This window comes from Streptomyces nogalater (genome assembly GCF_039532885.1).
GTDB classification, from domain to species: Bacteria; Actinomycetota; Actinomycetes; order Streptomycetales; family Streptomycetaceae; genus Streptomyces; species Streptomyces nogalater.
In genome coordinates this window covers 175,724-195,221 of the sequence record NZ_BAAASM010000037.1, presented here as the reverse complement: position 1 = coordinate 195,221, position 19,498 = coordinate 175,724, and the positions used below count along the sequence as shown (strand labels likewise).

General features: G+C 71.8%; 20 protein-coding genes. 11 read left to right on the top strand and 9 right to left on the bottom strand.

Going from position 1 to position 19,498, the window contains the following annotated elements:
- Positions 1 to 90 precede the first annotated feature (90 nt).
- Both ABD350_RS25970 and ABD350_RS25965 read left to right on the top strand, forming a co-directional pair.
- Complete coding sequence (locus ABD350_RS25970) at positions 91 to 513, top strand: ATP-binding protein (protein WP_344350785.1); 423 nt, start codon at positions 91 to 93, stop codon at positions 511 to 513.
- Positions 494 to 721 carry a hypothetical protein gene (locus ABD350_RS25965; RefSeq protein WP_344350784.1) on the top strand — a complete coding sequence of 76 codons (228 nt, stop codon included), beginning with the start codon at positions 494 to 496 and terminating at the stop codon, positions 719 to 721. The genes ABD350_RS25970 and ABD350_RS25965 overlap by 20 nt, the downstream gene beginning before the upstream one ends.
- Here ABD350_RS25965 and ABD350_RS25960 read toward each other — a convergent pair.
- Together ABD350_RS25960 and ABD350_RS25955 are read right to left on the bottom strand one after the other, a co-directional pair.
- Entirely contained in the window at positions 711 to 1,559 is an 849-nt protein-coding gene (locus ABD350_RS25960) for a helix-turn-helix domain-containing protein (protein ID WP_344350783.1), read from the bottom strand. The two genes, ABD350_RS25965 and ABD350_RS25960, sit on opposite strands and share 11 nt — an antisense overlap.
- 19 nt (positions 1,560 to 1,578) lie before the next feature.
- Entirely contained in the window at positions 1,579 to 2,331 is a 753-nt protein-coding gene (locus ABD350_RS25955; protein ID WP_344350782.1) for a DUF6879 family protein, read from the bottom strand.
- Between the two features lie 179 nt (positions 2,332 to 2,510).
- Between ABD350_RS25955 and ABD350_RS25950 the strand changes: the two genes are divergently transcribed.
- The 3 genes from ABD350_RS25950 to ABD350_RS25940 all read left to right on the top strand — a co-directional run bounded on the left by ABD350_RS25950 (position 2,511) and on the right by ABD350_RS25940 (position 3,593).
- Positions 2,511 to 2,822 (top strand): hypothetical protein, encoded by a 312-nt coding sequence (locus ABD350_RS25950; protein ID WP_344350781.1) that lies wholly within the window; start codon positions 2,511 to 2,513, stop codon positions 2,820 to 2,822.
- Positions 2,806 to 3,039 carry a DUF397 domain-containing protein gene (locus ABD350_RS25945; RefSeq protein WP_344350780.1) on the top strand — a complete coding sequence of 78 codons (234 nt, stop codon included), beginning with the start codon at positions 2,806 to 2,808 and terminating at the stop codon, positions 3,037 to 3,039. Before ABD350_RS25950 ends, ABD350_RS25945 begins: the two co-directional genes overlap by 17 nt.
- 83 nt (positions 3,040 to 3,122) lie before the next feature.
- Complete coding sequence (locus ABD350_RS25940) at positions 3,123 to 3,593, top strand: hypothetical protein (protein ID WP_344350778.1); 471 nt, start codon at positions 3,123 to 3,125, stop codon at positions 3,591 to 3,593.
- A gap of 57 nt (positions 3,594 to 3,650) precedes the next feature.
- Here the strand turns inward: ABD350_RS25940 and ABD350_RS25935 are convergent, their stop codons facing one another.
- Positions 3,651 to 4,646: a WD40 repeat domain-containing protein gene (locus ABD350_RS25935; protein ID WP_344350777.1), complete on the bottom strand. Its 996-nt coding sequence runs from the start codon at positions 4,644 to 4,646 to the stop codon at positions 3,651 to 3,653.
- 98 nt (positions 4,647 to 4,744) lie between these two features.
- Between ABD350_RS25935 and ABD350_RS25930 the strand changes: the two genes are divergently transcribed.
- The 3 genes from ABD350_RS25930 to ABD350_RS25920 all read left to right on the top strand — a co-directional run bounded on the left by ABD350_RS25930 (position 4,745) and on the right by ABD350_RS25920 (position 7,224).
- A complete protein-coding gene (locus ABD350_RS25930; protein ID WP_344350776.1) occupies positions 4,745 to 5,419 on the top strand; it encodes an SGNH/GDSL hydrolase family protein in 675 nt (224 codons plus the stop codon).
- Positions 5,420 to 5,637: 218 nt separating this feature from the next.
- Positions 5,638 to 6,141 (top strand): carboxymuconolactone decarboxylase family protein, encoded by a 504-nt coding sequence (locus ABD350_RS25925; RefSeq protein WP_344350775.1) that lies wholly within the window; start codon positions 5,638 to 5,640, stop codon positions 6,139 to 6,141.
- Between the two features lie 87 nt (positions 6,142 to 6,228).
- On the top strand, positions 6,229 to 7,224 hold the full coding sequence (locus tag ABD350_RS25920; protein ID WP_344350774.1) for an aldo/keto reductase: 996 nt from the start codon (positions 6,229 to 6,231) through the stop codon (positions 7,222 to 7,224).
- A 387-nt stretch (positions 7,225 to 7,611) separates the two neighbouring features.
- On the opposite strand, the gene thpR is transcribed toward ABD350_RS25920, so the two are convergent.
- The gene (gene thpR, locus ABD350_RS25915; RefSeq protein WP_344350772.1) at positions 7,612 to 8,184 is read right to left on the bottom strand and encodes an RNA 2',3'-cyclic phosphodiesterase; all 573 of its coding nucleotides are present in this window, start codon (positions 8,182 to 8,184) and stop codon (positions 7,612 to 7,614) included.
- Positions 8,185 to 8,224: 40 nt separating this feature from the next.
- Here thpR and ABD350_RS25910 point away from each other — a divergent pair, with 40 nt between their 5' ends.
- Positions 8,225 to 8,746 (top strand): GNAT family N-acetyltransferase, encoded by a 522-nt coding sequence (locus ABD350_RS25910; RefSeq protein ID WP_344350771.1) that lies wholly within the window; start codon positions 8,225 to 8,227, stop codon positions 8,744 to 8,746.
- 28 nt (positions 8,747 to 8,774) lie between these two features.
- On the opposite strand, the gene ABD350_RS25905 is transcribed toward ABD350_RS25910, so the two are convergent.
- The 3 genes from ABD350_RS25905 to ABD350_RS25895 form a co-directional block, all read right to left on the bottom strand.
- Positions 8,775 to 10,124, bottom strand: coding sequence for an MFS transporter (locus ABD350_RS25905; protein ID WP_382466830.1), 1,350 nt, complete (start codon positions 10,122 to 10,124; stop codon positions 8,775 to 8,777).
- Between the two features lie 27 nt (positions 10,125 to 10,151).
- Positions 10,152 to 10,589 (bottom strand): MarR family winged helix-turn-helix transcriptional regulator, encoded by a 438-nt coding sequence (locus ABD350_RS25900; protein ID WP_189751892.1) that lies wholly within the window; start codon positions 10,587 to 10,589, stop codon positions 10,152 to 10,154.
- Between the two features lie 155 nt (positions 10,590 to 10,744).
- Positions 10,745 to 12,196: an NCS2 family permease gene (locus ABD350_RS25895; protein WP_344350768.1), complete on the bottom strand. Its 1,452-nt coding sequence runs from the start codon at positions 12,194 to 12,196 to the stop codon at positions 10,745 to 10,747.
- A 150-nt stretch (positions 12,197 to 12,346) separates the two neighbouring features.
- Between ABD350_RS25895 and ABD350_RS25890 the strand changes: the two genes are divergently transcribed.
- Together ABD350_RS25890 and ABD350_RS25885 are read left to right on the top strand one after the other, a co-directional pair.
- A complete protein-coding gene (locus ABD350_RS25890; protein WP_289972339.1) occupies positions 12,347 to 12,613 on the top strand; it encodes a DUF2530 domain-containing protein in 267 nt (88 codons plus the stop codon).
- A gap of 50 nt (positions 12,614 to 12,663) precedes the next feature.
- Positions 12,664 to 15,060, top strand: coding sequence for an HAD-IC family P-type ATPase (locus ABD350_RS25885; RefSeq protein ID WP_344350766.1), 2,397 nt, complete (start codon positions 12,664 to 12,666; stop codon positions 15,058 to 15,060).
- Positions 15,061 to 15,340: 280 nt separating this feature from the next.
- On the opposite strand, the gene ABD350_RS25880 is transcribed toward ABD350_RS25885, so the two are convergent.
- Positions 15,341 to 16,102, bottom strand: coding sequence for a calcium-binding protein (locus tag ABD350_RS25880; protein ID WP_344350765.1), 762 nt, complete (start codon positions 16,100 to 16,102; stop codon positions 15,341 to 15,343).
- Between the two features lie 125 nt (positions 16,103 to 16,227).
- Positions 16,228 to 19,356, bottom strand: coding sequence for a sacsin N-terminal ATP-binding-like domain-containing protein (locus ABD350_RS25875; protein WP_344350764.1), 3,129 nt, complete (start codon positions 19,354 to 19,356; stop codon positions 16,228 to 16,230).
- Positions 19,357 to 19,498: the final 142 nt, after the last annotated feature.

Below are 19,498 nucleotides of genomic sequence, written 5' to 3'. Positions count from 1 at the left end.
GGCGCGTGCATAACTCGATCGAGTGAAACCCATGCATATATTTCCCGGTTTCCATTGCGGAGATCTGCATGTATTTCTACGTTCAGCCCCATGCCCTCAACCGAGACATTCCGCATCCCCACGCACCGGCGGCACGTACCGACCGCTCGGCACTACGTCCGCAAGGCCCTCGCCGACTGGGGGATCACCGACGATCTCGCCGACCGAGCCACCCTGTCGGCCAACGAACTCGTCACCAACGCCGTGAGCCACTGCCGGGTTTCCCACGCCCGGGTCCGGGTCACGCTCGTCCTCTGCCGCTGCGAATTGGTCCTGGAGGTCTCAGACCCGGACCGGGACCGGCTGCCCCTGCCCCGCTGCCCCAGCCCGGAGGAGGAGGGTGGGCGCGGGCTGGCGCTGGTGGACGCGCTGGCCGACGCGTGGGGGCACCGGCAGGGCCCGACCACCAAGACCGTCTGGGCCCGCTTCACACTCCCACCCTCGGAGACTCCCCATGTTCTGGACCACCCGTAACACAACAGGGTCGGCACAACCCCACGCCTGGCGGCTGCCGAACCCCCACGACGCCCGCTGGCGCCGCTGGGCCAAGCGCTTCCGCGCCGCCGGCCACCGGCTCCCGTTCCCCCGCGACGAGGAGTGCTGGCAGACACCGGCCCCCGCGCGAACGCCCCTGTGGGAGACCTCGGATGACGTCGTACGGCCGTACGTCCTCAGACCTTGAGACTCCGCCGCACCCGGGCGATCACCTGCTGCGCCTCGGCGCCGAACACCGCCGACTCCGCGAAGGTGTCCCACACGCGGCGATACAGAGCGATCGTTTCGGCGTCGTCCAGCCAGAGTTCGGCGTGCCAGTCCTCGACCACGACCAGGCGTTCGTCCAGCACATCGAACGAGTTCCCCATCGTCAGGGGCAGCGTGCCGTCCAACGGCAGGATCCCCAGGTTGACGGTGTCCATGCCCACCACACCCAGCAGTCGGTCGAGTTGGGCCGCCAGAACGTCCGGCGGGCAGATACGACCCCACAGCACGCTTTCCGACATGAGCAGGTTCAACCGCTTGCCCGGCCGGTACAGCCACTCCTGCCGTTTCATGCGGGCCCGCACCGCGGCTTCCGTATCCCTCGGCGACTGCTGGAGTTTGGCGTGCCGCTCGAAGACGTGCCGGGCGTAGTCGGCCGTCTGGAGAATGCCGCTGACGGCGGCGGTGCTCAGCGCATGCTGTGTCGTGCTGTTGGACACGAGGGTGTTCCAGGTTTCCTGGACCGGAGCGTGCCCTGCCGCGAGCTGACGTCGCCACGATCGAATGTGGCTCTCGAAGCCCCGTAGTCGGGAGCGCAGTTCCGGGAACACGGCAGGCTGCCCGACGGCCTCGGCCCATGCTCGCAGGTCGTCGTCCGTGGGGGTCTGCCTGCCGTTCTCCAGCTTGCTGACCTTCGACTGCCGCCATCCCAGCCGCTGCGCGAGCTGGACACCGGTGAGCCGGCCTTCAGGGCCCTCTACACGCAACTCCCTGAGTCGGCGGCCCAGTTCCTCACGCGCCCTCTGATAGTCCGTACTCACCGGTCACCCGCGCTTGTCCTTACGCGTCGCTGTGCATATCCGCCGTGAACTGCTTCCACGGTACGGCGTGGTGCCAAGCAGCATCCCGCACCATGCAGCAGCGCACCACCTCCGCGGGCTCGGTGATCAGGTCCACGTGCGTGAGCTGGTCGTCGTCATCGAACCGCAGGAGGGCGATGAGGCGGCTGTCGAACAGCCAGAAGTCCTCGGCGGGGAGCCGGAGCCGGTCCGCATCGGCACGCCACAGGTTGCGGATGTCCTCGCCCATGACGCTGTTCCGCTTGGCGTTGTCGAGCAGATAGAGCTGCCCAATGGTCGGTGGCTGGTCCACAATGCGCACGCGTTCGACGCGCTTGCCCTGGCCGGTCTGCTTGCGGATCGCCTCGCAGTACGGGTTGTCGAACGTCCAGTCGGCTCGCCCCGTCTCCACGAACTGCTGCCAGTTGTCGTTGGTTTCGTCACTGGCGTATCGGCGGCGCGTCTCCAACCGCCACGCCGTGTGCTCGAACTTCTCGAACAGGCCACCGAACTCGTCAAGATCGATCGTCCGCACCTGTCGCGTCCGCTCCTTCGGAGTCCAGTCGACCAGCAGATCCCTCGGGACCACGATCGCGACCTCTCCCTCCGAGAGGTGCTGGAGCTGTGCGATGTCTTCCGGATCCGTGAGCGGAGGACCGTGCACGACGACCTCCCCGCTGTCCAAGTCCTCATGCACGGAGGGACATCCACCGCTGCTGCTCCCCGTCCCGTTGAACCGCAACCTACGCGCCACGCGCAACCACCCCCTGGGTGTTGACCGATGTTGGTGCACCAAGCATTTCGGTGACTCACAGCGAATGTCCATGCATCCAGAGTGACCGCGCGAGAATAACGAAGAATATTCGCCCCCTTTCTCCCCACCCGCCCCCTACGGTCGTCGCCGAAGCCACCCACCCCACCTCGGGAGACCCGGTGACCCCCACGACCAATGCCCAACCCCGCTCCCCGGCCCAGCTTCCCCCCGGCTTCGACGCGTGGCTGCTCGACTGCGCCCCCGTCGCCGGCTGTGACGTCTGCGGAGCGAACTGGCGGCAGTTGCTCGCCTGCAAGCAGGCCGGGAACATCACCCAGGCCATGTGCCACGCCACCGAGATCCGGGACCACCCCTCGGGCGTGCACGTCCGCCCCTCTTCCCCCAAGGACTCCCGCCCACTCCGGGCGGCGGCGGTCGGGTACGGCCGTGACAGCGGAGCAGGAAGGTACAGCGATGGTGAACGGAAGTGACCTGTACGCGCTCGACCTCGGCGGCGCCTCGTTCCTGAGGGCGTGCGGCGGGAACACCCACCCGGACGGCGAGTCCTGCGTGACCCTCGCCCGCATCGGCGAGGACGCCTGGGCCCTCGGTGACAGCAAGCGGCCCGACCTGGAGCCGCTGCGGTTCACCACCGATGAGCTGAGCTCCGCCGGTATCGACCCCGCCCGCTTCGGCCTGGCCCGCTGAGGCTCCCCCGATCCGATGAATCCAGCCGGTTCCGGGCCGTCGCCGCCCGGAACCGGCCCGTACAGCACACCGAAGAGGACCCGGTGCACCACCACGCCTACCTCTGGACCGGCCCCAAACCCCGCTTCGACGAGGAAGCCTTCCGGCGCCCGCCCCACCCCGAACCGCCCCCGCCCACCGGAAGCCCTGAACTGATCCAGCGGTACCGCCTGGCCACCGCCGAGTTCACCACCTGCGACCTGCCCCCGCTGGAGACCGCGTACTGGCTGGTCAAGCCCCGCTCGATCGTCAAGGGCACCTGGTCCGAGCCGTCGGCCGCCGCCGCCTGGCTCGGGGAGCGGCTCACCGAGTACGCGCCCCGGTTCGCCGCCGAAGCACACCGCGCCCCCGGCCGCCTGGCCGCCCTCCTCGCCTCGGCCGCCGAACGGCTGGCGGCGGGCGGTGACATCTCGCTCGGGTTCTACCTGGAACGGCCCGTGTTCCTCTCCGTGGCCCTGGTGGGCTGTGCTCCCCATCGCGCCCGCCCGGACCTGCCCTGCCCGCTCGGCACATGACGAGAGCGCCCGGTGCCGTACCGGCTGCGGCACACCGCCCGGCCGCCGCTCGCCCGGTCAGCTGCGCCGCAGCCGGCGCAGCCCCAGGAACGCCGCCACGCCGACGGCGAGGATCACGGCGCCCACCTTCAGGCTCGGAGTGCCGCCCTTGTCCCCCGTATCGTCGGAACCCCCCTCGCCCGACGGCGACCCGGCATCCGGGCGCTCGGGCGCGTCGGCCGCCTGTACCGAGCTGTCCGCGCCCTCGCTGCCGTACATCAGCTTCGTACCGTCGGCGGAGTACGACACGGACTCGCCCTGCCCCTGGAACGGCACGTCCAGCCGCCCGCGGCGCTTGATCCGGCCGTCGTTCCAGTCGTAGTAGGCGCCCCCGAAGTAGCCGCGCACGGCGAGCTGCTGGCCGTCCGGGGAGAACGCGGCGTCGGTGGCCCACAGATCAACGGGCGCGACCTGGCGGAAGACGTTCGCGCCGGACGTGGAGAGGGCGGCCGGGCCCTCGTACAGGTGCCCGCCCTCCTCGTTCTTGTCGATGATGTAGACGCGCCCCGTCCTGGGGTGGACGAGCAGCGACTCCGCGTCGCGCGGGCCGTCCGCGTACTTCACCACGTACTGCGTGGCCGTGATCGCCTGGTCCGTCAGCCGCTTCGGCTCGGGCAGCCGGTAGATCCACACATACGGCCACTTCCCGCCGAAGTTGTCGCCGATGTCGCCGACGTAGATCTGGTTGTCCGGCCCGATGGAGACGGCCTCCACATCGCGCGGCGAACCGATGCCGCGCAGGGTGATCCGGGCGACGGTACGGCCGGTGGCGCTGTCCACGGCGTACAGGTAGGGCCCGTCGTCGCTGTCGTTGTGCGTCCAGTAGACGCCGGGGTGCTGCCGGGAGGCGGCGAGCCCGCTGGACTCGGTTATCCGCGGGTCCTTGATGGTGAACCCCTTGTTCCCCTTGTTCCCCTTGTTCCCCGCGCCCTCGGCGGTCCCGGTGGCGGAGGCGGGCAGCGCGCAGGCACCGGCGAGCAGCACACCGGCGAGAACGGCGAACGATCGACGCATGCCCCAAGCCTGCCATTCCCCGAGGGGGTCCAGGTGAGGTGGTCGGCCTCACAGCCCCCGGCGGTCCACGGGTTCCGGCCATCGTCCATGATGAGCCGATGCTTAGGTTCATGCCCGTGGGCGACTCCATGACGATCGGGAGCGCGGGCGAACACACGTGGCGTTACCGGCTGTGGCGGCACCTGTGCGGGACGTACGGCGGCCCGTTCACCTTCGTCGGCCCGCGCGAGACGCTCTACGACCAGCAGGCCGGGGCCCCGACGTCCCTCGCCTACGCCGAACCCGGCTTCCCCCGCGGCCATCTGGCGGGCTGGGGCGAGGGCTGGCTGCACATGGCCCCGCTGATCGGCGAGGCGGTACGCGCCCACCGGGCCGACGTGCTGCTGGTCTCCCTCGGCCTGATCGACCTGGGTTTCTACACCAACGCCGAGCAGACGGCGGAAAACGTACGGGCGTTCATCGCGGCCGCGCGGGAGGCCGGCCCGCGGATACGGATGGTGCTGCTGCCGGTCATACCCAACGTCCGGGCCGCGTCGGACGCGCCCTTCGCCGAGCAGGTGGACCGGTTCAACGACCTGCTCGCCAAGACGGCCGCCGACCTGGACGAGGCACGCTCGCCGCTGCTGGCGGCCCCGCTGCCCGAGGGGTGGGACATCCACACCGACACCTACGACGGCACGCATCCCAACGCGAGCGGAGAACACCGGATCGCGGGAACCTTCGCGGACGCGATGTGGGAGGCGTGGGGGGTCGGACAGCCGTACGAGGACTGATCAGGTCGGCTGGAATCCAGCGCTCCCCGGGCGCGGTGCCCAGTGTGGTGCTGCGCGGCCGCACCTGCCGCCTTCGGCGACGACACCGACCTGACGGGCACCCGGTGACGCGGGACACACTCCCGCCATGTCACACCGGCGGACCGGTCCTCGTCTCGTGGGTGACAGGACGCCGCGCCCCACTCCGCGCGGCCCCACTCGCCCGTGAGGACGACACCATGACCGACACCACGACCACGGCCCCCCGTATCGACGTGACCGGGGGCGACCTCGGCGCCAGGCTCGCCAAGCGGTTCGCCACCCTCGGCTTCGGCGTCATGCAGTCGACGCTGCCCCGCCGCACCCAGGAACTGGTGATGCTGCGCGTCAGCCAGATCAACGGCTGCGGTTTCTGCGTCGACCTGCACACCAAGGAGGCCACGGCGGCCGGCGAGACCGCGACGCGCCTGCACCTGGTGGCCGCCTGGCGCCACTCCACCGTGTTCACCGAGGCCGAGCGGGCCGCCCTGGCGCTCGCCGAGGAGGGCACCCGGCTCGCCGACGGACAGGAGGGCGTGTCCGACGCGACCTGGCAGGAGGTCCGCAAGCACTACGACGAGGAGCAGACCACGGCGCTGGTCTATCTCGTCGCCGTGATCAACGCGGCCAACCGGCTCAGCGTGATCGCGCACAACCAGGGCGGCTCCTACGAGCCCGGCATGATCGCCCGGTTGCAGAACTGACCGAGCCCTCGCGCGCGCCCCGCTGCCGGGCGCGCGCGACGGCAGGCCCTTGCCTAGAGCGCACTCCAGGCCGTTGGCTAATGGACCATGGAATACACGCAGCTCGGACGCACAGGACTCAAGGTCAGCCGGCTCGTCCTCGGGACGATGAACTTCGGTCCGCAGACCGACGAAGCCGACAGCCACGCGATCATGGACGCGGCGCTGGACGCGGGCATCAACTTCTTCGACACCGCCAACGTGTACGGCTGGGGCGAGAACAAGGGCCGGACCGAGTCCATCATCGGCAACTGGTTCGCCCAGGGCGGCGGCCGGCGTGAGAAGACCGTCATCGCCACCAAGGTGTACGGCAACATGGACCCGGACGGCGCCACGGTGTGGCCCAACCACGACAAGCTCTCCGCGCTGAACATCCGGCGCGCGGTGGACGCCAGCCTGAAGCGGCTCCGGACCGACTACATCGACCTGTACCAGTTCCACCACATCGACCGCGACACGCCGTTCGAGGAGATCTGGCAGGCGATCGACGTCCTGGTCCAGCAGGGCAAGATCCTCTACGTCGGCTCCAGCAACTTCCCCGGCTACAAGATCGCCCAGGCCAACGAGGCCGCCGCCCGCCGCTCCGGCACCATCGGGCTGGTCAGCGAGCAGTGCCTCTACAACCTGGCCGAGCGGCGCGCTGAGATGGAGGTCATCCCGGCCGCGCGGGACTACGGCCTCGGGGTCATCCCGTGGTCGCCGCTGCACGGCGGTCTGCTCGGCGGGATCATCAAGAAGGAGGTCCAGGGCGGTCGCCGCGCCTCCGGCCGGGCCGCCGACACACTCAAGGACCCGGCGGCCCGCGCGCGGATCCAGGCCTACGAGGACCTGCTCGACAAGCACGGACTGGAGCCCGGCGAGGTGGCCCTGGCCTGGCTGCTCACCCGCCCCGGCATCACCGGCCCGATCGTCGGCCCGCGCACCGCGGACCAGCTGGAGTCGGCCCTGCGCGCCGTCGAACTGGAACTGAGCGAGGACCTCCTGACCGGCCTCGACGAAATCTTCCCGGGCCCGGGCCCGTCCCCGGAGGCCTTCGCCTGGTAGCCACCGAGGGGACGGCGCCCCGCCAGGGGCGCGGGGAACCGCGCGATCAGCCACGACCGGCCCGCAGCCGAAGAACAGGCCCCGCAGTTCCCCGCCCCTCTCCACCGCACGCCCGCCAAAGGCGCCCCGTCAGGGGCGCGGGGAACCGCGCGACAAGCCACAGACGACCCGCACCCGAACAACAGCCCCCACCGGCAAAGGCACCCCGCAGGGGCCCGCGGTGAACCGCGCGATCCAGCCACAACCGGCCCGCAGCCGAAGAACGGCCCGCAGCTTCCGTCGGCGCACTCCTACCGCATGGCCGACGCCACAGCCACCACCACGAACATCAACACAAGCGCACCGGCCATGATCCGGTTCCGGGTTTTCGGGTCCACGTATTCGAGACTAACCGGCCCCTCCCAGCGCCCACCGCCCGACCACCTCGTACCGCGGCTGCTCCCCCGGCACCCCGGACACCGGCAGCCGGCTGCGCATCAGCACCAGGTCGGCCACGGTCCAGCTGCCACCGGCGAACTCCGCGAGCGCGGCGACGTACGGCCGTACGTCCAGCGCGTGCCGGCTGCGGGCCAGCGTGAGATGGGCCTTGTAAGGCCGGTGTTCCCCCATCGGCAGCCCCTCCTTCCGCGCCGCCGCCTCCGCCCGCCCGGCCAGCAGCCGCAGCTCCGCCACGTCCCCCCGGGCGCCCGCCCACAGCGCGCGGCCCTGGCCGAACTGGCCGCCGCCCGCGAGGGCGAGGGTGAACGGCGCCGCCCGGCGGGCCGCGCGGGCCAGCCGGTCCGCCAGGGCGGGTACGACGTCGTCGGCGACCTCACCGTAGAAGGCGAGCGTGAAGTGCCAGCCGGGGCGGCCCGTCCAGCGCAGCCGGCCGGCCCCCGGCAGCTGCCGCAACCGGTCCACCTCGGCGGCGAGTTCGTCCGCGATGTGCTCCGGGGGCAGTACGGCGGCGAAGAGTCTCATGGCCCTCACGATCCCAGACCCCGGCGGGCATGATGGGGCGATGACGATCACCATCCGAGAAGGCGGCCCGGACGATCTGCCCGCGATACTCCGCATGCTCGACAGCAGCGTGGAGTGGCTGGTCTCACAGGGCCGCACCCGCCAGTGGGGCACCGAGCCGCTGTCGGGGACCAGGGCCGCCGAGGCCGTCGAGCGGGCCATGGCCGAGGGCACGACGTACATCGCCGAGATCGACGGGGAGCCGGCGGCCACCCTCACCCTCACCGACGGGCCCGGCGCCCACCTGTCCCAGCTGCCGGCACCCGGCGAGAGCGAGCGGTACATCCGCTGGCTCGCCTCCGACCGCCGCTTCAAGGGCCGGGGCGCGGGCGCCGCGCTGCTCGCGCACGCCGCCGAGGCGACCCGGCGGGCGGGCGTGGGCCTGTTGCGGGTGGACTGCTACGCCGGTGACGACCGCAAGCTGGTGGCCTACTACGAGGCCAACGGCTTCACCCCGACGCACGCCTACACCCACGGCCCGGACGCCTGGCCGGGACAGGTGCTGGCCCGGAGGGTCGGCTAGCGCCCTCCGGGGCCCGCGTACCGGACGCTCACGCGGCCGTGGCCAGCTGCTCCCGCTCGCGCGGGACGAAGCGGACGCTCGGGTGGCCGTGGTGCCAGCCCACCGCCAGCCGCAGGCCGCCGACTCGGGCCAGGACCAGGCCGACGGCACCGGCCGCGAGGGCCGACACCACACCGCCGGAGGCGAAGCCGGCCCGGGCGCCGTAGGTGTCGGTGATCCAGCCGACCACCGGCGCGCCCAGCGGCGTACCGCCCATGAACACCATCATGAACAGGGCCATCACCCGGCCGCGCATGGCCGGGTCGGTGCCCATCTGCACGGCCGTGTTCGCGGTGACGTTCACCGTCAGGCCGAAGACCCCGATCGGGACCATGAGCAGCGCGAACAGCCAGTACGACGGCGCGGCCGCAGCGACGATCTCCAGCACGCCGAAGGCCAGCGCGGCGGCGATCAGCACGCGCAGCCGGGCCGTGCCGCGCCGGGCGGCCAGCAGGGCGCCGACCAGGGAGCCGACGGCCATCAGGGTGTTGAAGAAGCTGTAGGCGCCGGCGCCGGCGTGGAAGATGTCGTCCGCGTAGGCGGTCAGCCACACCGGGAAGTTGAAGCCGAAGGTGCCGATGAAGCCGACCAGGACGATGGGCCAGATCAGCTCCGGCCGCCCGGCCACGTAGCTCAGGCCCTCGCGCAGCTGGCCCTTGCCACGCGGCGCGCGCTCGACCACGTGCAGTTCGCGGGCGCGCATCAGCAGCAGGCCGGTGATGGGCGCGGCGAAGGACAGGCCGTTGGCGAGGAACGCCCAGCCGGTGCCCACACCGGTGATCATCAGTCCGGCCACGGCGGGGCCGACGAGCCGGGCGGACTGGAAGTTCGCCGAGTTCAGGCTGACCGCGTTCTGGAGCTGGTCGGGGCCGACCATCTCGGAGACGAAGGACTGGCGGGCCGGATTGTCCACCACCGTGGCGAGGCCGACGGCGAAGGCGGCGACGTAGACGTGCCAGACCTGGACCTGCCCGGTCAGGGTCAGCACGGCGAGCGCGAGCCCGGTGACGGCCATCGCGGCCTGGGTGACCAGCAGGGTGGGCCGCTTGGGCAGGCGGTCCACGAGGACCCCGCCGTACAGCCCGAACAGCAGCATCGGCAGGAACTGCAGGGCCGTGGTGATGCCGACGGCGGCCGAGGAGCCGGTGAGGCTGAGGACCAGCCAGTCCTGGGCGATGCGCTGCATCCAGGTGCCGGTGTTGGAGACGACCTGACCGGCGAAGAAGAGGCGGTAGTTCCGGATCCTCAACGAGCTGAACATCGAGGACTTTCCGGAAGCGGGCGTGGCGGGGGCAGGGGTCGGTGCGGGGGCGGAAGGTATTCCGGATCCCGTACTCAACAGGATTCGCCTCCTTGGATGGTTCGCTTACAGGTGTGCGAGTTTCTCCAGCACGGGGGCGGCGGTGCGCAGGGCGGCCCACTCGTCCTCGTCCAGGCCCTCGGCCAGGCCGGCCAGGAAGGCGTTGCGCTTGCGGCGGCTCTCTTCGAGCATCGCCTCGGCCTGTTCGGTCTGGGTGACCACCTTCTGGCGCCGGTCCTCGGGGTGCGGCTCCAGCCGGACCAGCCCCTTGGCTTCGAGCAGCGCGACGATGCGGGTCATCGACGGCGGCTGGACGTGCTCCTTGCGGGCCAGTTCACCCGGGGTGGCCGAGCCGCAGCGGGCGAGGGTGCCGAGCACCGACATCTCGGTGGGGCTCAGCGACTCGTCCACCCGCTGGTGCTTGAGCCGACGGGACAGCCGCATCACGGCGGAGCGGAGAGCGTTCACGGCGGCAGCGTCGTCGCCATGGGTAAGATCCGGCATGTTCTTTAGCGTAACTCATTACTCTTACTAAAGACCACCGGAGCGGGTCTCGGCGCTCGTGACGCCCGCCACTGCGTCTCCGCCCGGTGGGGAAAAGGAACGAGCGCCCGGGACCGCGTCCCAGGCGCTCGTTCGGGGCGGTCTCCCCCGCGGGATCAGGTGAGGCCCAGGGCCGGCATCAGGTAGTAGAAGGCGAAGACGGCAGAGACGGCGTACATCGCCACCGGGATCTCCCGGGCCCGCCCGGCGACCAGGCGCAGCACCGTGAAGGTGATGAAGCCCATGCCGATGCCGTTGGTGATCGAGTAGGTGAACGGCATCATCAGCATCGTCACGAACGCCGGCATGGCGATGGTGTAGTCCGCCCAGTCGATCTCCTTGATGGAGTTCGACAGGATCAGGAAGCCCACCGCGAGCAGCGCCGGGGTGGCCGCCTGCGACGGGACCATCGTGGCGATCGGCGTGAGGAACAGCGCGACGGCGAAGAGGCCGCCCGTGACGACGTTCGCGAGCCCGGTACGGGCGCCCTCGCCGACGCCCGCCGTGGACTCCACGAAGGCGGTGGTGGCCGAGGCGGAGCTGGCGCCGCCCGCCGCGACCGCGAAGCCGTCCACGAGGAGGACCTTGTTGATGCCCGGCATGTAGCCCTCGGCGTCGGTCAGCTTGGCCTCGTCGCCGACGCCCATGATCGTGCCCATCGCGTCGAAGAAGCACGACAGCAGGACCGTGAAGACGAACAGGACGCCGGTGAGGATGCCGACCTTGTGGAAGCCGCCGAACAGGCTGACCTGGCCGATCAGGCCGAGATCGGGGGTGGAGACCGGGTTGCCCGGCCACTTCGGGACCGTCAGGCCCCAGGACGGGACGGTGGCCACCGCGTTGATGATCATCGCGACCACGGTCATGCCGACGATGGAGAGCAGGATCGCGCCCGGCACCTTGCGGACGATCAGTGCGAAGGTGAGCAGCGCACCGAGGACGAAGATCAGCACCGGCCAGCCGGTGAGGTGCCCGCCGACGCCCAGCTGGAGCGGGACGGTGGTCTGGGCGGCGTCCGGCATGCGGGTGACGAAGCCGGAGTCGACCAGGCCGATCAGCATGATGAACAGGCCGATACCGATGGAGATCGCCTTGCGCAGCCCGAACGGCACGGCGTTCATCACCCGCTCGCGCAGCCCTGTGGCCACCAGCAGCATGACCACGAAACCGGCCAGCACCACCATGCCCATGGCGTCCGGCCAGGACATGCGCGGCGCGAGCTGGAGCGCGACGACCGAGTTCACGCCGAGGCCGGCGGCGAGCGCGATCGGCACGTTGCCGATGACGCCCATCAGCAGCGTGGTGAACGCGGCCGACAGCGTCGTGGCGGTCACCAGCTGGCCGTTGTCCAGGTGGTGCCCGTACATGTCCTTCGCGCTGCCGAGGACGATCGGGTTCAGCACGATGATGTACGCCATCGCGAAGAAGGTGGCGAGACCGCCGCGGACCTCGCGGGCGACGGTGCTGCCGCGCTCGGAGATACGGAAGTAGCGGTCGAGGAAGCCGAAGGCGGGAGCCCCGCCCGGCCTCTCGGGGGTGGGGACCTTGGCAGGTGCCGAGGTGGACATGCGTGACCTCATCACCAGCGGGGTTCCCCCGAGCCCCGTTGGAGTTTCATACGAGCGGAAACGGCCAAAGACAAACGGCTCCAGTATGAACGTATGAGTCATAGATCGCTATCTCCGCGCGTAGACAGCGGCGGCGCATAAGCTGTGCGCATGGCTAAGTGGACCCCCAAGCACGAGGCGCCGGAGCCCCTGGAGGGCCCCGTGGTCGCCACCATCACCGGCGGCACGATCGTGTGGTTCGTCCTCTTCCTGGTCCAGCTGCCGTTCTACGGCTGGTTCGACGAGCACGGCCACACCTGGTGGCTGTGGACCTGCCTGGCCGGGGGCGGCCTGGGGCTGATCGGCGTCTGGTACGTCCGCAAGCGGGACGCGGCGATCAAGCGGGCCGCCGCCGCGCCGGATCCGGCCACCCGGTAACGGCCGGCGCCGGTGGGCGGGCGGGCGCGTCCGCACGTACCGTCGAATGCATGAGCCACATACGCGCGGGCACGGAACTCGATCCGGTGCGTGCGGTGCCGTCGCCGCGGACCCGGCCGGCCGGGCTCGGCCCCGCCGAGGTGGCGGAACGCGTCGCGCGCGGCCAGGTCAACGATGTGCCGGTGCGCAGCAGCCGCTCGCTGGGGGAGATCGTCCGGGCGAACGTCCTCACCCGGTTCAACGCGATCATCGGCGTGCTCTGGCTGATCATGCTGGTCGTCGCCCCGATCCAGGACAGCCTGTTCGGCTTCGTGATCCTCGCCAACACCGCCATCGGCATCGTCCAGGAGTGGCGGGCCAAGCAGACCCTGGACTCGCTCGCGGTGATCGGAGAGGCCCGGCCGACGGTACGGCGGGACGGCGTGGCCACCCAGGTGGCCACCCATGAGATCGTCCTGGACGACCTGATCGAGATCGGCCCCGGCGACAAGGCCGTGGTCGACGGGGTGTGCGCCGAGGCGGACGGGCTGGAGATCGACGAGTCGCTGCTCACCGGCGAGGCCGACCCCGTCGTCAAACGCCCCGGCGACCCGGTGATGTCCGGCAGCTTCGTGGTCGCGGGGAGCGGCGCCTTCCAGGCCACCAAGGTCGGCCGCGAGGCCTACGCCGCCCGGCTCGCCGAGGAGGCGTCCCGCTTCACGCTGGTCCACTCCGAGCTGCGCTCCGGCATCTCCACCATCCTCAAGTACGTCACCTGGATGATGGTCCCGGCGGCCGTCGGGCTCGTCGTCACCCAGCTCGTCGTCGAGAACGACGACCTCAAGGACGCCGTGGCCCGCACGGTCGGCGGGATCGTGCCGATGGTCCCCGAGGGGCTGGTGCTGCTCACCTCCGTGGCCTTCGCGATCGGCGTGATCCGGCTGGGCCGCAGACAGTGCCTGGTGCAGGAGCTGCCGGCCATCGAGGGCCTGGCCCGCGTCGACACCGTCTGCCTGGACAAGACCGGCACCCTCACCGAGGGCGGCATGGACGTCACCGAGCTGCGGCCGCTCAACGGGGCGGACGAGACGTACATACGCAAGGTGCTCGGCGCGCTCGGCGAGTCCGACCCCCGCCCGAACGCCTCCCTCCGGGCGATCATCGACGCCTGCCCGGACAGCGAGGAATGGCGCTGCGTGGAGTCGCTGCCGTTCTCCTCCGCCCGCAAGTACAGCGGGGCCGCGTTCAGCGAGGGCGACGGCGAGACCAGCACCTGGCTGCTGGGCGCCCCGGACGTGCTGCTCGCCTGTGACGACCCCGCCCTGGCCGAGACCGAGCGGCTCAACGAGCGGGGGCTGCGGGTGCTGCTGCTGGCCCGCGCGCACCGGGACCTGGACGACCCCGAACCGGCCCGGGGCGCCCGCCCCACCGCCCTGGTCGTCCTCGAACAGCGGCTGCGGCCGGACGCCTCCGACACCCTGCGCTACTTCGCCGAGCAGAACGTGCGCGCCAAGGTCCTCTCCGGGGACAACGCGGTGTCGGTCGGGGCCGTCGCCGCGAAGCTCGGCCTGGAGGGCACGGCGGTGGACGCGCGGCGGCTGCCCGCCGACCCGCCGGCGATGGCCGAGGCGCTGGACGCGGGCACGGTGTTCGGGCGGGTCACCCCGCAGCAGAAGCGGGACATGGTGGACGCGCTGCAGTCCCGTGGCCGTACGGTCGCGATGACCGGGGACGGCGTGAACGACGTGCTGGCCCTGAAGAGCGCGGACATCGGGGTCGCCATGGGCTCCGGTTCCGAGGCCACCCGGGCGGTGGCGCAGATCGTGCTGCTGGACAACAGCTTCGCGAGCCTGCCGTCGGTGGTCGCCGAGGGCCGCCGGGTGATCGGCAACATCACGCGGGTGGCGACGCTGTTCCTGGTGAAGACCGTCTACTCGGTGCTGCTGGCGGTGCTGGTGGTGTGCGCGCGGGTGGAGTACCCCTTCCTGCCCCGGCACCTGACCCTGCTGTCCACGCTCACCATCGGCGTCCCGGCCTTCTTCCTGGCCCTCGCGCCCAACACGGAACGGGCCAGACCGCACTTCGTGCGCCGGGTGATGCGGTACGCGGTCCCCGGCGGGGTGGTGGCCGGAGCGGCCACCTTCCTGACGTATCTGCTGGCCCGGCACCACTACTCCGGTCCGGGCGCGCTGGACGCGGAGACCAGCGCGGCCACCCTGACCCTGTTCCTGATCTCCATGTGGGTCCTGGCGATCATCGCCCGCCCCTACACCTGGTGGCGGGTGGCCCTGGTGGCCTCGATGGGCGTGGCCTTCCTGCTGGTCCTCGCCGTGCCCGCGCTCCAGGACTTCTTCGCGCTGAAGCTGGTCGGCGTGACGATGCCGTGGGCGGCGGTGGGAGTGGCCGCGGTGGCGTCGGGGGCCCTGGAGTACCTGTGGAGATGGGTCGGCCGCCGCTTCCCCGTCTAGGTCCTCCCATCGCCCCTGGCCGGAAGTCTCCCCGCCGGATTCACCTGTCAGGGGGGAGGGCCGGCACGTGAGGGTCCTGACGGTGGTATAGGGCCGCCGCCCGCCTTGCGGAACCGGAGCCGGACGGCCTGGCCGCCGAAGCCGGCGTAGGTGCCGTGCTGCCAGTCGGCGCGGGTCAGTCTGCCGGTGACGGTGAGGGTCCCGCCCTTCCTGACCGGCCCGGCGGACGGCGACGGCCGGACCGCGGGGCGGTGCGCCGCGGTCCGGCCGGAGGAGGGGCTTACTTCACGTCGATGAAGTCGGCGGCGGAGTTCACCGCGGCGGTGCCGGAGTTGCCCGCGAAGGAGAAGCGGTAGTAGCCGTCGGCCGAGGCCTTGACCGTCGTCTTCAGGTTGCCCTTGGCGTCGGCCTTGATGGTCTTGACCGTGGTGTAACCGGTGGTGCTCTTCTTGCTGTACTGGAGCTTCACGGACTGCGAGCCGTAACCGGCGTACTTCAGCGACTCCCAGTCGGCGCGGGTGAGGGCACCGGTGACGGTGATCGTCTTGCCCTTCTTCACCGGCTCCGGGGTGGCGTTGGCGGTCAGCTTGGCGGCGCGCTGGAAGGAGAAGGCGCCGGCCTTCTGCTTCCAGACGTAGTCGCCGTCCTTGGCGTCGATCCACGCGTCCACGTACCAGGTACCGGCGCTCTTGTTGGTGAGGTAGTCCGTCCTCGGGTCGATCTTCACCGAGGCGGTGCAGGTGGAGGTGGTGGCGTTGACCTTGGCGCAGGTGGGCTTGCCGGTCATGGCGAAGCCGTGGTCCGGGCCGTAGAGGGAGAAGTCGTCATCGGCACCCTTGATGCCCGAGTTGTCCGTCGCGGTCACGCTGACCTTGACGGTCACCGCGCCGGAGGTACCGATCTGCACCTTGTTGTCGCCGTCCACGACCACCTTGGTGATCTTGACGTTGCCGTCGGCGGCGTCGGCCTGGGCGGCCGGCACGGCGAGGGCGGAAAGGGCCAGAGCGCCGCTCACGACGGCGACAGAGGCACGGATGCGCATGTGTTTCCCCACGTTCAGATCAGGGAGTCGGGATGACTCCGCTGATCTGACCCGGGGTGGATGTGAAAGGTTGTACTACTGATGTGAATTTTTCGTGGGCCCGATGGACGGGGCCGCTCCCGGGATCAGTCGAACCACCGGTCCCGGGCCAGCTCCCCCGTCCGCGACGGGTCCTCCAGCAGCGCGGCCACCTCGAACCGGCGCGGCCACTGACCGGCCGCCCAGGCCAGTCCCGCCGCGACCCCCTCCAGGGTGGCCGCGTGCAGCACGCCGTCGTCGGTCAGCCGCCAGTCGATCCCCACGCCGTCCACGACGAGTTCCCCGTGCTCGACATAGGAGGCGGGCGTACGCGGCCCGAGCAGCACCCGCACCGACTCCGGCACGTCGTGCTCGGTCCCCTCGGAGTGCACCTCGCCGGTGACGGACTCGCTCAGCCGGCGCACCTGGAACAGCTCGGCCAGCTCGGCGGCGCGCGCGGGCCGCACCGGCAGCAGCGGCACCCCGGAGGTGAACGGCAGCAGGTCCGGGGAGTCGACCACGACGGCCGAGGCGGCGTCCACGACCTCCACCCGCCCGTCGACCACGGCCCGCAGCTCGTCCGGCAGGGTCACCCGCTCGGGATCCAGTTCCGCCAACGCGCTGTACAGCCCGTGCAGTTGGGCGGGGGTGACCGAGCGTTCCGGGTCGGCGAGCCGGTCCAGCAGCTCGGCCGCGCCGCCGGGCTCGTCCAGCAGCGCGCCGACAAAGGTGCGCACCCCGAGCGCCCGCAGCACCTGCTCGTCCTCGAACCCGGTCGCGTCCGCCTCGTCGTACAGCCCGCGCAGCAGCGGGTCCCCGCCCGCCGCGAGCAGACCGGCCGGGCGCCGCCCGTCGAGCACCGGGTGCCCGCGCAGCCACCACGCGGTGTACGGCCGTACGGCCTCGTGGGTGCCGTCGGGCAGCAGGATGCGCACGGGCTGGGTCAGGGCGTCCCGCAGCGGCGGCCGGGCCAGCAGGGCGAGCGCCTCGGGCCAGTGGTCGTCGTCCACCAGCTCCAGGTCGCGTACGGCGACGAGTTCGGTGGCGACGGGCGGCACCGGGCTGTCCGGGAACCGGTCGAGGATGTCCTCGCACCACACGTCCACGGCGTCCAGCAGCCCCGCGTCGTCGGGCTCGGCGAAGTCGCCGTCGCGCGGCTCCAGTTCGTCCGGGTCCAGGACCACGTCGGTGGCGCGGACCAGCGCGAAGTCCGCCAGCACACCGCAGGCGGTGAGCGGCTGCTCACCCCACCGTTCGGCCATCTCGGCGTCCACGGCGGCGAGTTCCCCCTCCCGGATGACCCGGGCGAAGGGGCTGCCCGGGAACACCAGCTCACCGGCGGGCGCGAGTTCGCCGTCCTCGTCGGGCAGCGCGAGCGCGCCCAGCCAGGGCTCGTCGCCCGGCTCCAGTCCCGCGTCCCGGACCAGGGCGAGCACGGTCTCGGCCAGCTCCTCGGCGTCCGGCGCGTCCTCCTCCCACACCGGACCGCCGTCCTCCTCCAGGGAGCCCGCCACGGCGGCCCGTACCTGCGGGGTGGTCAGCACCGCGCGCGGGGTCGCGGGCAGCGCGCCCAGCTTCTCCAGCAGCGGATGGGCGGCGTCCGGGTGGGCGACCTTCAGCCCGAGCCGTCCGAGCACGTCCGGGTCGAGCCGGGCCGCGTCCGGGGTGGGCAGCAGCACCTGCCGGGGCCCGATCGTGGTCCTGTTGTCGGCCAGCGGCACCGGCAGCCCGGACAGCCGCTCGGGATCGACCCCGGCGAGGCTGTCGTACAGCCGCCACCACCACCGCGGCTCCTTCTCCAGCCCGGCGAGCCGGTCGACGGCGTCGGCGAGCGGCAGCCGGGCGACACCGAGGGTGCGCAGCTCCGAGCGGCGCTCCAGCCCCGCCGGCAGCAGGGTGGGCAGCACCTCGGCCAGCACCCGTACGGTGTCGGCGCCGGCGCCCTCCACGACCTCGGCGTCCCGGGGGCGCAGCGCCTCCGGCAGCTCCTCGTCACCCTTCGGCGCGACGGCCGGCGGCAGGAAGGCGGTACGCGGCAGCCGCTCCAGCACGGCCTGCCGCAACGCCCCGTCCAGCGCGCCCTTGCCGAGCGGCCCGGGCACGAGGTCGATGATCCCCTCCCCCACCGGCCGCCACTCGGCGAGCAGCGCGGCGTAGGCGTCGGCCGCGCGCTGCACCAGGAAGTCGGTGAGCGGCCCGGGCGCCGCGTGCCGGCGGGTGGTGTCCAGCGGGAAGGAGGCGATGAGCAGCGCGGGCACGCCCAGCGGCTCGTCGCTCGGGGTCGGCGCGTGCACGACCGGGCTGGTACGGGGCCGGGCCGGGGCGCCGTAGGCGTCGACGGGTACGGCCCAGGTCACCGACCAGTGGGGGCGCAGCCGCTCCTCCACGGGCCGGTCGGCGAGCAGGTCGGGGGTCAGCGGCCCGTGCGCGGACGCGGTACGCCAGTGGGTGACGCCGTCCCGGGAGTCCTCCACGATCGTGAACGGCCCGTCGGTGCGGCGGCCGAGGGTACGCGGCCGCTGCCCCTCGATCTCCACGACGACCTCCGCCAGCCCCGGCAAGGCAAGCAGCAGGGCGTCGTCCACCCCGGCGAGCAGCCGCTCGGCGAGATCGGCGGCGGCGGCGTCGCGCAGGGGCAGGATGACGGCGGTGTCGTACGGCTCGGGGGCGGTGCCCTCGGCGGCGAAGGGCAGCCGCAGCAGGGGCACATGGCCCTCCCGGCGGCGCACCTCGTCGCCCAGTCCCGGGCTGTGCCGGGCGACGTCGCCGGCCAGCTCCCGGGCCTCGGCGAGGGACCAGCGCACGCCGCCGTGCCGGCCGACGATCGCCGGCTCGTCGGTCACGGCGAGTACGGCGGCGAAGCCGACCCCGAACCGGCCGACGGCGCCGTGGGTGGCCTCGGTGTCCCGTTTCGCGGAGGCGCGCAGCGTGGACAGCGACTCGACTCCGGCCGCGTCCAGGGGGGCGCCGGTGTTCGCGGCCACGAGGACGCCGTCGCGGAGGGTGAGCCGCAACCGCCCGGCCGCGCCGGCCCGCGCGGCGGCGTCGGCGGCGTTCTGCGCCAACTCGACGACGAGCCGGTCTCGGTAACCGCCGAGGACGAGATCCTCCTCGGCGTTGGCGTCCTCCCGGAACCGGGCGGCACTGGTCGCCCAGGCGTCGAGGACCCCGCGCCGCAGCCGGGCCGTCCCGAACGGATCGGCCCCCTCCATCGCCGGCCGCACGAACTTGCTCACGATCACTCTCCATCCTCCGCGTGAGGACGAAGGTACAGCGCGCGGGGGGCGGGGGCCGAAGGGTGGGACCGGCGGGGATGCGCCGCCGCGTCGGGCGGTCCTGCGACGACTTCCCGGACACCACCGGTCATGCGCGGATAGT

What these genes read in the sequence shown, in the direction of transcription:
- ABD350_RS25930 (WP_344350776.1), top strand. Translation starts at nt 4,745, where the DNA reads ATGCTTAGGTTCATGCCCGTGGGCGACTCCATGACGATCGGGAGCGCG.
- ABD350_RS25970 (WP_344350785.1), top strand. Translation starts at nt 91, where the DNA reads ATGCCCTCAACCGAGACATTCCGCATCCCCACGCACCGGCGGCACGTA.
- ABD350_RS25910 (WP_344350771.1), top strand. Translation starts at nt 8,225, where the DNA reads ATGACGATCACCATCCGAGAAGGCGGCCCGGACGATCTGCCCGCGATA.
- ABD350_RS25945 (WP_344350780.1), top strand. Translation starts at nt 2,806, where the DNA reads ATGGTGAACGGAAGTGACCTGTACGCGCTCGACCTCGGCGGCGCCTCG.
- ABD350_RS25885 (WP_344350766.1), top strand. Translation starts at nt 12,664, where the DNA reads ATGAGCCACATACGCGCGGGCACGGAACTCGATCCGGTGCGTGCGGTG.
- ABD350_RS25900 (WP_189751892.1), bottom strand. Translation starts at nt 10,589, where the DNA reads ATGCCGGATCTTACCCATGGCGACGACGCTGCCGCCGTGAACGCTCTC.
- thpR (WP_344350772.1), bottom strand. Translation starts at nt 8,184, where the DNA reads ATGAGACTCTTCGCCGCCGTACTGCCCCCGGAGCACATCGCGGACGAA.
- ABD350_RS25920 (WP_344350774.1), top strand. Translation starts at nt 6,229, where the DNA reads ATGGAATACACGCAGCTCGGACGCACAGGACTCAAGGTCAGCCGGCTC.
- ABD350_RS25890 (WP_289972339.1), top strand. Translation starts at nt 12,347, where the DNA reads ATGGCTAAGTGGACCCCCAAGCACGAGGCGCCGGAGCCCCTGGAGGGC.
- ABD350_RS25880 (WP_344350765.1), bottom strand. Translation starts at nt 16,102, where the DNA reads ATGCGCATCCGTGCCTCTGTCGCCGTCGTGAGCGGCGCTCTGGCCCTT.
- ABD350_RS25925 (WP_344350775.1), top strand. Translation starts at nt 5,638, where the DNA reads ATGACCGACACCACGACCACGGCCCCCCGTATCGACGTGACCGGGGGC.
- ABD350_RS25935 (WP_344350777.1), bottom strand. Translation starts at nt 4,646, where the DNA reads ATGCGTCGATCGTTCGCCGTTCTCGCCGGTGTGCTGCTCGCCGGTGCC.
- ABD350_RS25965 (WP_344350784.1), top strand. Translation starts at nt 494, where the DNA reads ATGTTCTGGACCACCCGTAACACAACAGGGTCGGCACAACCCCACGCC.
- ABD350_RS25895 (WP_344350768.1), bottom strand. Translation starts at nt 12,196, where the DNA reads ATGTCCACCTCGGCACCTGCCAAGGTCCCCACCCCCGAGAGGCCGGGC.